The sequence below is a fragment of the Candidatus Krumholzibacteriia bacterium genome (assembly GCA_030748535.1).
GTDB lineage: Bacteria > Krumholzibacteriota > Krumholzibacteriia > JACNKJ01 > JACNKJ01 > JASMLU01.
In genome coordinates this window covers 1-15,097 of record JASMLU010000006.1, presented here as the reverse complement: position 1 = coordinate 15,097, position 15,097 = coordinate 1, and the positions used below count along the sequence as shown (strand labels likewise).

Sequence of the window (15,097 nt, the reverse complement as noted above, 5' to 3'; positions counted from 1 at the left end):
TGAGAGGAGAGACCATGAGTAAATCCGTCCTGCTTTCCACAGTCCTGTTCCTTCTCTTGTTTATGTCGGCCTGTCAGCAAGCCCTGTACTCCCAAGTGGAGCTTGCCCCCGACGTAATAGCTGCCCGCCAGGGCTATGAGAGTTCCTGGCTCTCTTCCATCGAGAAACAGGAAGTCCGCCGGGGGATGTCCACGACCGATGTCTACCTCTCCTGGGGGAAACCCCTGCACCGCTTCCGCGCGGAGAACCGGGAAAAGTGGATTTACATCGAAGAGGATTCGGCGGATGACCAGCCTCGCAGAATCACGCGTCTTTTCTTTGTCGATGGAAATCTGGCCAAGTGGTCAGTGGATCGGGGCTTCGTCGATTTCATGGAAGATACTGGAACCAGTTCGGTCAAGGATACTGCGGGACAGCGACCTCTGGAGGGCGGAAAGTAGCAGAGTTCCGGTCTTCTTGCGACCCGACATGTCTCTCGTCCAGAAAAAACGCGGATTCCCGGAGATTTTACTTGCCAGTTTTTCAAAGCTGAGCTATTTCATGCGCGTGGGGGAATTCACCCCGAATCCTTTGAAAGGGGTCCAAGAAATGACCAAGTCTGATCTGATCAATGCTGTCTGGAATCACAAGTGTCTCACCAGCGAGGTGACCAAGAAGTCCGTCTCCGAAGTGATCGACTGCACCTTTGAGGTGATGAGCAAGACCATCAAGAAGGAGAAGCGTTTCTCCTATCCCGGCTTCGGCACCTGGACGGTCCGTCGTCGCAAGGCTCGCATGGGCCGCAACCCCCAGACGGGTGAGGCGATCAAGATTTCCGCGAGCAAGACGGTCGGCTTCAAGCCTGCCAGCTATCTGAAGAGCAGCCTCTAGGCGATTCTTCTGAGTTCGAGAGACCCGCTTCGGTGGGTCTCTTTTTTTGTCCCGGACTGTCCCTGAAAAGGGACAGTCGAGAGCGGGTCATTCTGAAAAATGGCGGAACAATGGGCTTTTTACTCTGGCACGAAGATTGATACTCCGAGGCAAGAGAGATTCATCGCATTCCCCTTGAGAGCAGGTTCTCACCCACCGGAGAGCCTGCTTTTTATCGTGTATCCTTTGCTTCAGGATGCTAATTCTCCTTCATGCACTCCCCCTGGATTCTGGGATTTGAGGGGCCCTCTCCCTCTTCGGACTTTCTCGGCCTGCTCGAGAGAGTTCGCCCCTGCTCCCTCATCCTCTTTCAGGACAATCTGCCCCGGGGTGCCCGGGATCTCCCTCCTCTCAGGCGACGGCTTGAAGAGGCGGCCGGGCAGGAACTTTTTCTCTTTCTCGATGGAGAGGGCGGCTGGATCGATCCTCTGCGGGGGAAGCATCATTGGCCCTCTCCCCGCGCGCAGTATGAGGCGGGTCTGGAAGCCGTGGAGTGGCTACATCGGGCCATGGCCCGGGAAGCCCGGTCAGCGGGAGTCGATGCCCTGATCGCTCCCCTTGCGGACATTGACGAGGGCCTTGTGAATCCGGTCATCGGTTCGCGTTCTTTCGGTGGACAGGTTGAGGAAGTCCGGGAGGCCGTTCTGGCGGCCATGAGGGGTCTCTTCGCAGGAGGGCAGCTTTCGGTTCTCAAACACTTTCCCGGGCATGGAGAAAGTGTCGAGGACAGCCATCTGCTGCTGCCCCGGGTTCCCGCGAATCCGCTTCACCTGGAACCCTTTCGAGCGGGAATCGAAGCCGGGGCGCCCGCCATCATGACGGCCCATATTCGTTGGGGACAGGATCCGCGCCCAGCCACCTTTCGACAGGATCTGCTCTACGATCTCCTTCAGAAGGAAATGGGTTTCAAGGGTCTTCTCATCACCGATGCTCTGGAGATGGGGGGCTGTTCCTCCCTGGAGCCGGAGCAGCGGGGGCTGGAAGCACTTCGCGCAGGTTGCCATCTTCTGACCCTTGCCCGCTGGACTCCTGGAGCCGAGTGCATGATTGATGAACTGGAGAAGGAAAGCGCCCGTTCGAAGTCGGTGCAGCTTCTTCGGGAAGAAGCGACCCTTCGCTGGGAGGCCTTTCTTGAGTGTCGCCCGCCTGCTTCTGCGCTGCCGGAAGAAGATCCCGAACCCTGTATCCGCGGAGTCCGGGATTCCGCACTTTATGGCGATGGCAGAACCTGTCATTCAAGCGACACTTTCGCCATTGAGTTTGGATCGCTGGGAAGCTGGCAGCAAGAAGACTACCTTCGTGAACTCTCCTCCTGCTCTTGCCGGGTTCTAAAGAAGGGAGAGCCCTTGAGAAGCGGGGAGATCTTTCTCTATATTGGGCGGGAGACTCCTTCCCCGGAGAGAATCGATCCCGCAAGGGAGACGCTTCTGGTCGGGCCCCATGGATGGGCGAAGGATTTGGAGAGTTGTCGCGGCAGTCATGATCCCAGTCCCCGGGGAGTACTTCATCTGCTGCAGGGAAACATGAAAGAGGCAGGTCGCGAGCGCCCATGAAGAAAGTACTGATTCCTCTTGCCCTGATTCTCTCGGGGTTTGCGCTCTACCTCTTCCTCCGCGAACCCTCCCGGATTCCTGATCCCGGCAACTTCTATCCCTTCCCGGTCGAGGAAATAGAAGCTTTGGACCTGATTCATCAGGATCACTGGTTTCGTGTGGAGAAATCAGTTGATGGATGGAAGCTCCGAGTTCCGGCCGAGGATCGGGTCGATCAGCATACCCTCTTCGGCCTGCTGGCGGTTCTTCATTCAGAGAATGTCGATTCCATTCTTCCGGCTCCCGATCCTCCGGAACTTGCCGGCCTGGAGAATCCCCCTCTGGAACTGAGGATACACCGGGCTGCCGGAACGGACACGCTTCGCTTCGGGAACATGAATCCGGAAGCACGGCGCCTCTGGGCCTCCTGTTCCTGGAATGACTCCTTGCTGCTGGTGAGCAGCCTGCTGAGAACCCGGTTCATGTCCGGTCGAAGGGAACTCAGCGAGAAACGGATTCTTACTCTGGAGTCTGCAAGCGAGATCCTGTCCCTGGAGATCGGGAACGGGAAGGGCCGTTTTGCGCTGCAGCGTTCCCCCTTCGGCTGGGTCGTGGAGGGTCCGGTTTCCCTCCCGGCAAACCGGCAGAAAATAGAGAACTTCCTCGTACGACTGAACTCCCATGCTATCATCGAGTTTCTCGATTCCGGCGAGTCCCGCCTTCCCCGCTACGGGCTGGACTATCCGCGGGGGAGGATGACGGTCCATCTCAGGGAAGGGGCTTCCCCGATTCAGCTGGATCTCGGCAATCCTCTTCTGGGCTTCTACTATGCCTGGATCCCGGGTCGCCCCAGTGTCTGTCTTGTCGATTCCATTTCCGCCGGCCCTCTTCTGGGCAGCTATCTCGGTTTTCGCAAGCCCCTGCTTCTGGAGGTTCAGGAGGAAGAGATCCTGTCCATCACGGGTCCGGAAGGGGAGATCCGTGTTCAGGGAAAGGATTGGCAGGACCCGGATGGCACGAAACTCTCCCCTGCGAAGGTAAAGACCCTGCTTCGCGCTCTTTCGGGGATTTCCACCCGGAATGTCGAGGCTCTTCAGCCCCGCCGTGAGCAACTCGAGCGCTGGGGGCTTGATGAGCCGAAGGAGACCTTCCTTCTGGAAGCTGTCCGGGGGAGTCAGGAGTTGCTCCTTGGCCGGGAGCTGGACGGGACGCGCTACTTTCAGAGAGCAGGTTTTCCCACGGTCTACAGCCTTCCGGCCGACAGCCTGAGACTTCCCTGGCCACTTTAGATCCGGGGAGGGTTCCCATCACTTGACGCTTGTGAATGCTGGAACTATCCTCGCTTCCTGTCTACATTGCAGGGACCTTTCCATGGAGGGGCGATGAGTACGAAGACAGATCCTCAGGTTCATGGTCTCGGTGTGGACATCATGACCACGACCGTGGACAAGGCTATGAACTGGGCGAGGAAGAACTCGCTGTGGCCCATGCCCATGGGGATCAGCTGTTGTGCCATCGAAATGATGGCGACGGTGGCAAGCCGCTATGACATGGCGCGCTTTGGCGCAGAGGCCATGCGTTTTTCTCCCCGTCAAAGCGACATGATGATCGTCGCCGGAACGATGACCAACAAGATGGCCCCCGTGGTGCGACGCATCTATGACCAGATGCTCGAGCCCAAGTATGTGATTGCCATGGGAACCTGTCTTTGTTCGGGGGGCATGTTCGACAGCTACTCCGTAGTGCAGGGCCTGAACAAGGTAATCCCTGTGGACATCTACCTGCCCGGCTGTCCGCCTCGCCCCGAAGCCCTGATGGATGCATTGATCAAGCTGCAGAAGGGCGTGGTGGAGCGACAGAGTTTCCGGGAAGAACTTCGTCCGGAATTCGTGCCCGAGATTCCCCTCGATACCATTGAAACGCGCATGGAGCCGAGCAGTGACGGCAACATGATTCTGAACATGGGACCCCAGCATCCGGCCACCCATGGGGTGCTTCGTGTGGTGCTCGAAATGGACGGGGAGACCATCGTCCGGGCTGAGCCGCATGTGGGATACCTTCACCGTGGTTTCGAGAAGATTGCGGAAGAGAAAACCTGGCACAACTATCTGCCCTACACAGACCGTCTAGACTATCTCAGCCCCCTGTCGAACAATGTGGCCTATGCTCTCGCCCTGGAGAAGCTTCTGGATCTGGAGATTCCCGCGCGGGCAAGGCAGATCCGGGTTCTGGTTTCGGAACTGGCCCGCATCAGCTCCCACTTGCTTGCGATCGGTACGAACGCCCTGGACCTCGGGGCGGCGACCGTCTTCTTCTACACCTTCCAGCTTCGGGAATACCTCTACAACCTTTTCGAGGAACTGACCGGAACCCGCCTGACCACCAGCTACACGCGCATCGGGGGCGTGGCCCGGGATCTGCCCGAAGGATGGATGAAACGGGTGGGGGACTTTCTTGAGGAACTTCACCGGGTCATGGACGATGTGGAAGCTCTCCTCAACCGGAACCGCATCTGGCTGGATCGCAATGTAGGCGTGGGCGTGATCAGTTCGGAAATGGCGCTGAGCTACGGTCTTACCGGCCCGAACCTGCGAGCCTCCGGCGTAGCCTATGACATGCGCAAGGCAGAGCCTTATCTGGGTTACGAGAACTACGACTTTGAAATCGTCACTGCCGACAAGGGCGATGCCTTGGACCGTTACCTGGTTCGCATGGCAGAGATCCGCCAGAGCGCGCGCATCGTCGAACAGGCGATCGCCGGCATGCCGGGCGGGGCGATTACTTCGGACAACCGCGACTGGGTCTTGCCGGAAAAAGATCTGGTCTACTCATCGATGGAAGAGCTGATTCATCACTTCAAGCTGATCAGCGAAGGACTCAAGCCCCCGACAGGAGAGGTTTACTCCGCGATCGAGGCTCCCAAGGGCGAACTGGGTTTCTTCATGGTCAGTGACGGAGGGCCGAATCCCTACCGCTTGAAGATCCGCAGTCCAAGTTTCCATAACCTTCAGATTCTCCGCAATATTCTGGAGGGGCAGATGATGGCCGATGCCGTGTCGATTATTGCCAGTCTGGATCCTGTCATGGGGGAGTGTGATCGCTGATGGCTGACAAGATTCAAATGAAGTTCAACGGCCGGGATCTGGAAGTGGAGGCGGGCACGCCCCTGATTCAGCTTTCCTCGAAGCTCGGGGAGAAGATTCCCCACTTCTGCTACCATCCGGGAATCGGGGTGGATGGAAACTGCCGCCTTTGTCTCGTAGAACTGACCGGCGCTCCGAAGCTGGTTCCCGCCTGCACGCTTTCTGCCTCTGAGGGCATGGAAGTGACGACGAACTCCGAGAAGGTTCTCAAGGCCCGAAAGGGAGTGCTGGAGTTCCTGCTGATCAATCATCCGCTCGACTGCCCGATCTGTGACAAGGCGGGCGAGTGCCCGCTTCAGGACTACACACGCGATTACGGACCTGCGCACAGCCGCATGGAGGATCCGAAGAACCAGGGCGTGAAGCACAAGGATCTCGGGGAGTTCATCGTCTACGACTCCGAGCGCTGTGTCCTCTGCACCCGCTGCGTCCGCTTTCAGCGCGATGTGGTGGGGCGAGAGGAACTGCTGGTTCGCCACCGGGGAGACCGTTCCCGGGTGGATCTCTTTGAGGACCACCTCCTCACGGGTTCCTTCACCGGGAACCTTGCCGACCTCTGTCCGGTGGGTGCCCTGACGACCCGCCCCTTCCGCTTTCAGGCCCGTCCCTGGGAAATGAAGAAGGTGGAAAGCCACTGCACGGCCTGTTCCCTGCACTGCAGGGCCGCGACCTGGTGGAAGAACGATGAACTGCTTCGCCTCACGCCACTTTCCGATGCCTCTGTGAATGCCTGGTGGCTCTGCGACCGGGGACGCTTCGGCAGTCTGCTCGAGGAGTCGGAGACTCGTAGTGAGATGCGCCGGGAAGGGGAATCAGTTCCGGTGTCTGCTTCCGATGCCTTCGAAAGGGCGAAGGAACTTCTTCTGAAGTCCGGAAAGCGTTCGGCGATACTGGCCGGGAGCCGTGCGACCGTGGAGGAACTTGATGCCATTGCGAAACTGCAGCGCATCTTCCGCGACGACCTCTCTCCCTTTGTGGACCTTCCCGAGGAACGGGCCTTCCTCCTTGCGCTGGAAGACAGTGACCTGGAGCTGAAGAGCCTCTCCGGTCTGGATGATTTCGATCGCGTCGTCCTTCTCGGAGACGACCCGGAGGAAACTCACCCGATACTCTCTCTTCGCCTCAGAGCTTTGCCCTCAGCCATTTTGCCCGGAGGCGAAGATCTTCCGGCAAGACTCCGGGAGGAACTCTCCGGAGAGGATCGACTGCTTCTCGTCCTTCAGGCTCCGCTTCTCAGGAAGGTTCTTTCCGGGAAGGAAGTGCTGGAGCTTGTCGCTGCCCGTTCCGGAGAGACGAAGGTTCTGTTTCTTCAGGAAGGGATGAACCAGCGGGCACTGGCTCTGGCCGGAGGGCAGGGGACTCCGGTCATGGAGGCTCTCGATCAGGGTGAACTGGATACCTTGCTTCTCTTTGGACTGGATCCCGCTCTGGATTTCCCGGAGGCAGGGGACTGGAAGGATCGGCTTGCGAGAGCCGGGAACCTGATTGTCCAGAGTGTGGGTCTTGCGGATCATCTTCCTTCGGCGGAAGTTCTGCTGCCTCGGAGAGCCTCCGCAGACTTGGAAGGCTCCCTGCTCAACGGTATGGGCAAGGAGAGGGAATTGAAAAGCTGGCAGCCGGTGGCCGGCTCGAGAAGGACGGACACGGACTGGTTCCCTGTGGAGCTTCCACAGAAGGAGGAGGTCATCGGATGAAGGTAGACCGCCCGAATCGAAAGAACTTCTACGAGAGAATCTACCTGCCTGCCATTTTTCAGGGCATGGCGACCACCTTCCGGAACATCTTCCGCCCCTCCGTGGTGCTTTCCTATCCGGAAGAACGATGGAGCCTGCCCGAACGCTTCCGCGGCATCCCCCGACTGGTCATGGGAGATGACGGCATCGAACGATGCGTGGCCTGCAAGCTCTGTGAAGTGGTCTGCCCGCCGCGTGCCATCACGATCCGCATCGGGGAGTTTCGCGATCAGGACATGAGAGAAAGAGTCCCGGAGTCCTTTGTGATCGACATGGGGCGTTGCATCAATTGCAGCTACTGTGAAGAGGCCTGCCCGAAAGAGGCCATTGTCATGAGCCCCTACTTTGAGACGGCCAATAGCAGTCGCGAGGCCCTCATCTATGACAAGGAAAAACTGCTCTCGGACTATTTTGCGGAGAAATCAGGAAGCGGGAGCTAGTCTTCCCAGTCCATGATGTGGGGGATGGTTGCAGGCATGGTGCTGAGCTGCCCCTCGTCATTTCGTGGTCCCACATCCGCATAGCCTTCCAGCCCGATGATGGTCTCCAGTAGAAGGTCGTCGCTGATCGGCATGATTCCCCAGTAGTTCAGGGAAATGCCCACCGTGTCGGGAAGACTGATGGCCTCAAAGGCGATGTTCACATCGTTGTTCCCAAAGAGATTGTTTCTGCTGACCAGGGGTGCCGTTCCCGTCGGGTGATCCAGATCTTCATAGTGCCCGAGCCCCGTGCTTCCGGTCACCAGAACTCCCCGTCCATTGTCATTGATCTGACAGGAGGAGATTCTCGCATTGGCATTGCCGTGAACCCGGACTCCTGCATCCAGACAACTGTCAATCCAGCAGTCTGTGACCGAGATCCATGTTTCCGCAATCAGGAGCCCGATTCCTGCAGGATTGCTGATTCGCAAACCATCCAGATCGCAGTCCACGCTGGAGGCCTCGATGCTCAGGCTTCCTGTCAGGTGACAAAGATCCGCGCCGTCGGCCAGCAGGGAAACACCGCCGGGGAGCAGGACATGCTCCTCGTAGCTACCGGTCGCCACTCTCAGGGTATCACCGGCAATGGCGAGACTGGCTGCCTCCTGAATGCTGGCGTAGACGGCCGGGATCAGGAGATTGTCGAAAGTATCCTCTACCGGCGGAATGTAGGGCTCCTCAAGGGGAGTGCAGGCAAGCAGAAGGGGGAGAAGAAGTAAGAACGTGCGCTTGTTCATGAGAATCTCCTTGAAGACAGGGAACTTAGCCTCCCTGAGCTGATCTTGCAAGCAAAGCCTTGTCCCGCCCGGGATTCGGTGGTAAACTTATCTTGCTGTAAAAAAACATTACGGAGGGGTTCGGTGCTTGGGCAAATCTTCCATTCCCGCTATCTTGTGGAGACTCTCCTCCATGAGAGTCCTCGATGGCAGGCCTTCGAAGCTCGCGACATCATCAATCAGCGTCGCAGCCTTGTCCTGCTCTTCCCGCCGCTTCCCAGTGGAGACCGGCTGGACCGGAGCAGCCTTGCCTGGCGTCTTTCCCGTTTCCGCGAGATTCTGGGCGATTCTCTGGCTCCCTCGGTATTCGGGGAAGAGGGCGAGAGCCTGACCATTCTCTGCGATCTTCCTCCGGAGGCTCAAAGCTGGGAGGAGTCGAAGGAGGATCAGGCGGCCTGTCTGGGCCATGTTCGGGAGGATCTCCTTCGTTGCCAGGCAGCCGGTTTCCCCGGCTACTCACTGGATCGACATTCCATCCGCGTTCTTCCGGGGGGGCGGCCCTGTTATCTGCCTTCTGCCTTTCTCTTTCCCGCCGGAAGCGGCCCGGTCCTTTTCCCGGAGGAGGATGAACTTTCCCGGCTCGCCAGGGACTTGGATCCTGCGGCCCGGGAACTGGATGCCGGGACAAGGGAGGTATTGGAAGAAACCCTCGCTCACTTTCGGAACGGAGAGACGGTGCTTCTTGCCGTCAGGACCGGACTGCATGGAGGATTGAGTCCCTGGAGCGGCCGCCTGGAGCGAGCACTCCGGGATATGGGAGGACACCTTCTGGAAGATCCCTCCGCACCTCTGTTCTTTCTGGAGAGTTTCCAGAGCCCTTCCTGGATGTTCCACCCCCTGCTTGCAGAGCTTTCCCAGACAGGGGAACACCGGAAATTCGTTCTGGTCTATGATGCGAACAGTCTGGACGATTTTCCCCATCTGGAGCAGAGGATCCGGAGCCAGCTTACCGGGATCCGGGAGTTTCGCCAACTTACTCTGACACTCCCTGATTCTGGCAGCCCGATGGCCTCGGTAATTCCCGAAGGTCTTTGCCCTGAAGAGTTGAGCTTTCTGGAACTTCTGGCACTGCTTGATGAGCCGGCCCCCCTTCCCCTTCTCTCCAGAATACTCAGGATCGCTGAAGAGGAGTTCTTCTCTCTTCTTTCAGGTCTTTCCCGCCGCCTCTGTTTCTCCCTGGATCTTGGTTCTGTCGGGCGAGGAAGCTGGGGTTTGCAGCTCTCTCTTTCCTCTCGCAACCTGCGGCAGGACATTCTGGACAGACTGCCGAAAGAGCGCAGAAGAGAATTGCATTTTCTGGTTCTTGGATTCCTGAATGATGGGGAAGGGAGCAAGCCCGGTCTTCCGCTTTGCCGGCTTCGACACCTGCGAGGCTCGGAGCAGAAAGAGAGTTTGCTCAAGGAGGGTCTCGACCTTTTCGCAATGGCCTCCCGGCAGGGTTGGGGACTGGTCGCGAGCGAAGTCTGTGATCTGCTTCTGGAGGATTCGGAACTTTCCATACCTCCCCGGGGGATCCGGGATCTCTTCCTCTTCCTGGGCGAAAGAGACATGTCCGAAGAGGAAGACGAAGCTGCGGAACTTCGGTATCGGGAGGGTCTTGTTCGTCTCTCCGGGCATGATCGCTTTCTCGAAGAATTGCTCGAGGGACAGGGATTCGACGTGCTGTTTCGGGGAAAACGGGACGCTTCCCTCCTTTCCCCTGCCTCCTCCCTTCTTCGGGCCATTGCCGATCTCGATGAAAACCGGGGAGACTTCCAGCGTGCAGAGTCCATCCTTCAGGGTTTTCTGGATGCCTGCAGTGAACAGCTCTCCGCCCGGGAGCGAGGGATTTTGAACAATGACCTGGCCTGGATCCTCTACCGGAAAGGGGAGCACGAGGCTTCGGTGGAGCGTTGCGAGATTGCTCTTCGTCTTTTTGACAAGGATAGTCACTTTGCGGAACTCGGACAGACCTTCAACACTCTGGGAGCGGCTCACTGGGCTTTGAGCCAGTGGAGAGAAGCGGAGACTTATTACCAGCGTGCGGTTGCGCTTCGTGAGAAGGCTGGCAATCCCGCGCGCATTGCGGCCAGCCTGAACAATCTGGGCAATCTCTATCGTATGATGGACCGACTTCCGATCGCGATCGAACATTTCCAGCGCAGCATGGACATCAAGAAGAAGATCGGCAATGAGGCGGGATACCTGGCCAGCCTCTACAATGTTGCTCTTTGCAGTTTCGAGATGGGGGACATGAAGATGGCCCGCAGCCAGTGCCAGGAGAGCCTGGAGTTGAACCAGCGGGTTCGGAACCGGCAACTGGAAGCAGAGGTCCGGGGCTTGCTGGGAGAAATCGAGCACTTTGAAGGTCGACTTGAAGAGGCGGCCGGGCTTCTGGAAGAGGCCATTCTCATCTGCGAGGAGATCGGTGCCCGGACGGAACTGGTCTCCATGTACCGGCGAATGCTGGCAGTTCAGCTGGATCTGGGAAATCTGGAAGAAGCGAAAAAGGCCATCAAGCAGGGCCTGGGGGAGGCACGCAGGGTCAGTTCGCGCTTTGAGGAAGCCCAGATTCTGGCGGGGGAAGGCGAGTACTACCTGAATACCGGAGACGCCCCTCGAGCGCTTCAATCCTATGAGTCTGCGGCGGATCTCTTCTCGGTTCTGGACAAGGCGGAGTTTCTGGCAAGAGTCTACAGCCAGATGGGACTGATCCATCTGGATCTTGGAGAGGAGCTTTCCGCAAGGGAGTCCCTGAACCAGGCGACCGCTATTATCGAACGGCGGCGGATCACCGTTCCCATGCCGGCTTGGGACCGCCTTCAGGCCAGTCTCCATTCGCAATTCCAGTCCGGAGGGGATTCGGAGGGAGAAGGGCTGCGCCTGCAGTCCTTCTACCGACTTCTGGAACTTGTGGCTTCTCCTGATTTCCTGTCCCTTCGACTCCGGGAGATCGCCGACTGCCTTCGTGCCGGACTTCCCTTCCGACGATTGGCCTTTCTCTCTCTTCTGGATCCAAAACATCCGGAGACCCTTTTCATGGAAGGAGATTTTTCCGATCTGGAAGACCTGGCCGGCAAGGCGGGGAAGATGACGGACGCGGTTCTCGACAGTGAGAATGATCGGGGCCGTGCCTGGATTCCCCTGGGCGGAGAGGATCCCGCCTTTCTCTTTTTGGAGAAGGATGGGGCGAACTGGTCTGAGAGCGACCGGGAGTTTCTCCTCTCTTCGTCCAGACTCCTGTCGCTTGCCTCTTCCGGGAGAAAGGTAGAAGCCGGCAAGAAACCCGCAAGGCTTCCCTCCTCCGCTACGCCTTCAACTCCCCGGGAGGCCCGTCTTCTCGGCAAGGGCCGGGACATGAACCGGGTTCTGAAACTGGTCCGACAGGTGCGGGATCTGGATACCAGCGTTTTGATTGCCGGAGAGTCCGGGACGGGAAAAGAGGAGGTTGCTCGCGCCATTCATTTCGGGGGACTTCGCTCTTCCCGCCCCTTCGTGCCGGTCAACTGCGCATCCATTCCGGAGACCCTTCTGGAGAGCATCCTTTTCGGACATGAGCGCGGTGCCTTTACCGGTGCCACCCACCGTCATGTCGGTTTCTTCGAAGAGGCTTCCGGCGGCACGATCTTCCTGGACGAGATTGGAGAAATGAGTGCCGACATGCAGGCAAAACTGCTTCGTGTAATTCAGGAGAAGCAGTTCATCCGGGTCGGGGGAACCCGTTCAATGGGCTGCGATGTCCGAATCCTGACCGCCACGAACCGGGATCTGTCCCGGGAGGTGGAGGCGGGTCGTTTTCGGGAGGACCTGTTTTACAGGATCAATGTCATCTCGATTCAACTGGCGCCCCTTCGGGATAAGCGGGAGGACATTCCCCTTCTCGTGGATCACTTTCTTCACAGGATTCTTGAGGACAATCGCCTGGAGCCCAAGCGACTCTCGGAGGAGGTGGTCCAGGTCTTTCTGCAGCATCCCTGGCCCGGAAATGTCCGTCAGTTGCAAAATGTCCTGAACAACTGCGTGATCCTGTCGAGAAGCCGGGTGATCGGCGTGGAGGACTTGCCTGATGACTTCCTGAGTGAGAGTCGGGAGCCCCGGACATCCCGGAGCATGGAGGAGTTGGCCGCCATGGTTGCGTCCAGTCGTGATTATTCGGAGAGTCGTCCTCTGGAATCCGGCTTTCTTGCCGCTCTGGCCCATCATGTGGTCGAAAGAGTGGGCAGCAAGGCTCAAGCGGCCCGGCTGCTGGGAATCAGTCGTCCCACACTCTATTCCCGCCTGAAAAACTATGCCCAGGAGGCAGATTTCGGAGAAAGAGAGAAGGAATGGTCTTGATCCCCCGACCGTTTCACGCTACAATTGATGTATCCTCCTCAAGGGGTATTGTCATGCGCATGAAAGTACTTGTCTTCTCGCTACTTGCGGGAATCTTCCTCAGTCTCCCCGCTCTTGCGGATCCGGGTTCCTCCTACACGATTGTTCTGGAGGCCGGAGCCACGGAATTCAGCATGGGGGGGGAGGATTTCCTCTGTGTCACAGGCCAGAGTACCCGCATCGTCTTTGACGGAATCAGCAGTGAGCGGGTTTATGGCCGGATCATTCTTCTGGAGCCTGGCGATGGTCAGCCCGTCAAGTTGATCTGGGTCAGCGCCTACCATCATCCCATGACACTTCATAACCGTGCAGTCAGCACGAAGATCGTCTTTTTCGACAGCGATGTCACCGGACACAACGAGAAAGAATTCTAGAGAAAACGCATTGGCTCGGGCTATGAGACTGTAAGTTCTTCTTACAGTCTCTCTTTTTTTTACACCTTGCGCCCTGTTTGGCTCTGGCAGTATTCCCGGTTTTTCTGAATTGCCCTGAAAACCTCTTTGGTTTCAACAACTTACAGATCTGCTTTGGGGAGGCCCAGGAGGGGTCTTTGGCACGCTTTCTGCGATATCTCGGTTGCCCGAGTATCCGGTATAATCCTGAATTATACCAATCGGGGGGGAAGAGAGACTATGGGGACTCTTCCTCCCCACCTTTTCTAGTCCTGAGATCTCAGGACCGCTTGGCAAGCCATTGAGGAGTGGTTTTTGGCCCCCGGTCTCCCGACCGGGGGTCTCTTCTTGGAATCTAGGGAGAGGAAGGGTTCTGGCGGTCGCCCAGAGCGGATTCGACCTTTCTCAGGTCTGGCTGCAGGAAGGTGGTGAAGGTTCTGCGGCTCTCCATTCCCCAACTCTGAAAGACATGAAAATCCAGATGGAGGGTGGGATTGAAGAATCTCTCTCCCGGATCCAGCTGGTATTCCAGAACCCAGGTCTGGGTCTCTCCGGGAGTCAGGCTCTCCGCCTTCAGGCTTCCTTCTGCGATGGAGGGATTCTCACTTCTCAGTTCCAGAAAGAGGACGGGGTTTTTACTGCGGTTACACACCGTATACTCCAGATCCGTCCATCCCGTAGAGACATCGCAGGAGAGAAAATCTGCGGTAGCCAGCAGTGGGTTTTCCTCGGGCAGGCTGCGAAAACGTTGCCCTTCGAAATCAGTAAAGGCGAGGCGGAAGCGGGGGCGGAAGAGTTGCCGGTCTTTCCCAATCTGAAAGGTAAACCTGCGACTCCGGCTCTGGCCACTGTCGAGATCGTCGAGCAGGAAGGATCCTTCCCGGCAGGCAGGCTCGCTGGACAAATCCACAAAGGAGACGGGCAGGTGGCCGACATTACGCACCATGACCTCATAGGAAATCAGGTTCCGGGTGGCATCGTACTCGAGGAAGCGGTTGAAGGTTTCCACGCTGCCCCGGCTGGATTCATCGGCGGACAGGGAAAAGCCGACGAGAAGGAGAAGGAGAATCAGGCGAGGGAGTCGGTTCATGGAAGCACCTCGGAATGGCTATTGCCTTGATGATTTCCGTGAAACACACTTTACAGTTTTGAAGAAGTCTTGCAACAATAAGAATGGAGGTGAAGATGGACTGTATTTTCTGCAAGATCATTGCGGGTGAGATGCCTGCCTTCAAGATTTACGAGGACGAGAGAAGTCTGGCCTTTCTGGACCTTTATCCCGGCTGCACCGGCCACACGCTGGTCATTCCCAAGGCTCATGCGGTGAATTTCCTGGATCTGGAGGAGGAGGATCGGGACGCCGTCTTCCGCACAGCCCGAAAGGTGGCCGGTCCCCTGATCGAGGAGTGTGGAGCGACCGGCCTGAATCTCTTTCAGTCCAACGGTGAAGATGCAGGCCAGGTGATCTTTCATTTTCACCTGCACCTGCTTCCCAGGAAAAAGGGGGACGGGCTTCAGACTCTCTGGACGAGCCAGGAGTCCGATTCCGCCGAGCTGGAGCAGCTGGCGGGAAGGGTTCGAAGGGAGTTGGGCTAGCAGATTTAGTTCTGGCCGGGAAATTGTTCCTACGCATTTTATGGCACCCCTCCTTGCCGCCCAGGAACCCGACTTTCCCCTTCTGCCTGCTTTGCCTCCCTCTTCCTGTCCCCTCAATACGCATAGCTCAGCTCATGAGGCCGGTTTCTGCCCAAGGCCGGGGTCTCGACCCTCCGCTCGTAGT

At 57.8% G+C, this 15,097-nt stretch carries 12 protein-coding genes; 10 read left to right on the top strand and 2 right to left on the bottom strand.

The features are described 5' to 3' along the window. Positions 1-14 precede the first annotated feature (14 nt). The 7 genes from QGH30_07030 to QGH30_07000 all read left to right on the top strand — a co-directional run bounded on the left by QGH30_07030 (position 15) and on the right by QGH30_07000 (position 7,757). Positions 15-440, top strand: coding sequence for a hypothetical protein (locus QGH30_07030; protein MDP7022087.1), 426 nt, complete (start codon positions 15-17; stop codon positions 438-440). Positions 441-588: 148 nt separating this feature from the next. Beyond that, positions 589-870 (top strand): HU family DNA-binding protein, encoded by a 282-nt coding sequence (locus QGH30_07025; GenBank protein MDP7022086.1) that lies wholly within the window; start codon positions 589-591, stop codon positions 868-870. Positions 871-1,121: 251 nt separating this feature from the next. After that, entirely contained in the window at positions 1,122-2,462 is a 1,341-nt protein-coding gene (locus QGH30_07020; protein MDP7022085.1) for a glycoside hydrolase family 3 N-terminal domain-containing protein, read from the top strand. Next, positions 2,459-3,730 carry a DUF4340 domain-containing protein gene (locus QGH30_07015; GenBank protein MDP7022084.1) on the top strand — a complete coding sequence of 424 codons (1,272 nt, stop codon included), beginning with the start codon at positions 2,459-2,461 and terminating at the stop codon, positions 3,728-3,730. Before QGH30_07020 ends, QGH30_07015 begins: the two co-directional genes overlap by 4 nt. Before the next feature lie 93 nt (positions 3,731-3,823). Beyond that, on the top strand, positions 3,824-5,545 hold the full coding sequence (nuoD, locus tag QGH30_07010; protein MDP7022083.1) for an NADH dehydrogenase (quinone) subunit D: 1,722 nt from the start codon (positions 3,824-3,826) through the stop codon (positions 5,543-5,545). Further along, positions 5,545-7,278, top strand: a complete 1,734-nt coding sequence (locus tag QGH30_07005; protein ID MDP7022082.1) for a 2Fe-2S iron-sulfur cluster-binding protein — start codon at positions 5,545-5,547, stop codon at positions 7,276-7,278. Before nuoD ends, QGH30_07005 begins: the two co-directional genes overlap by 1 nt. Next, a complete protein-coding gene (locus QGH30_07000; GenBank protein MDP7022081.1) occupies positions 7,275-7,757 on the top strand; it encodes an NADH-quinone oxidoreductase subunit I in 483 nt (160 codons plus the stop codon). Before QGH30_07005 ends, QGH30_07000 begins: the two co-directional genes overlap by 4 nt. On the opposite strand, the gene QGH30_06995 is transcribed toward QGH30_07000, so the two are convergent. Next, positions 7,754-8,533: a hypothetical protein gene (locus tag QGH30_06995; GenBank protein MDP7022080.1), complete on the bottom strand. Its 780-nt coding sequence runs from the start codon at positions 8,531-8,533 to the stop codon at positions 7,754-7,756. The genes QGH30_07000 and QGH30_06995 overlap by 4 nt on opposite strands. A gap of 123 nt (positions 8,534-8,656) precedes the next feature. On the opposite strand from QGH30_06995, the gene QGH30_06990 reads away from it, so the two are divergent. Continuing rightward, entirely contained in the window at positions 8,657-12,886 is a 4,230-nt protein-coding gene (locus QGH30_06990; GenBank protein ID MDP7022079.1) for a sigma 54-interacting transcriptional regulator, read from the top strand. A 53-nt stretch (positions 12,887-12,939) separates the two neighbouring features. Beyond that, positions 12,940-13,299 (top strand): hypothetical protein, encoded by a 360-nt coding sequence (locus tag QGH30_06985; protein ID MDP7022078.1) that lies wholly within the window; start codon positions 12,940-12,942, stop codon positions 13,297-13,299. A 373-nt stretch (positions 13,300-13,672) separates the two neighbouring features. On the opposite strand, the gene QGH30_06980 is transcribed toward QGH30_06985, so the two are convergent. Further along, positions 13,673-14,407, bottom strand: coding sequence for a hypothetical protein (locus tag QGH30_06980; protein MDP7022077.1), 735 nt, complete (start codon positions 14,405-14,407; stop codon positions 13,673-13,675). Between the two features lie 95 nt (positions 14,408-14,502). On the opposite strand from QGH30_06980, the gene QGH30_06975 reads away from it, so the two are divergent. Further along, positions 14,503-14,913 (top strand): HIT family protein, encoded by a 411-nt coding sequence (locus QGH30_06975; protein ID MDP7022076.1) that lies wholly within the window; start codon positions 14,503-14,505, stop codon positions 14,911-14,913. Positions 14,914-15,097 lie beyond the last annotated feature (184 nt).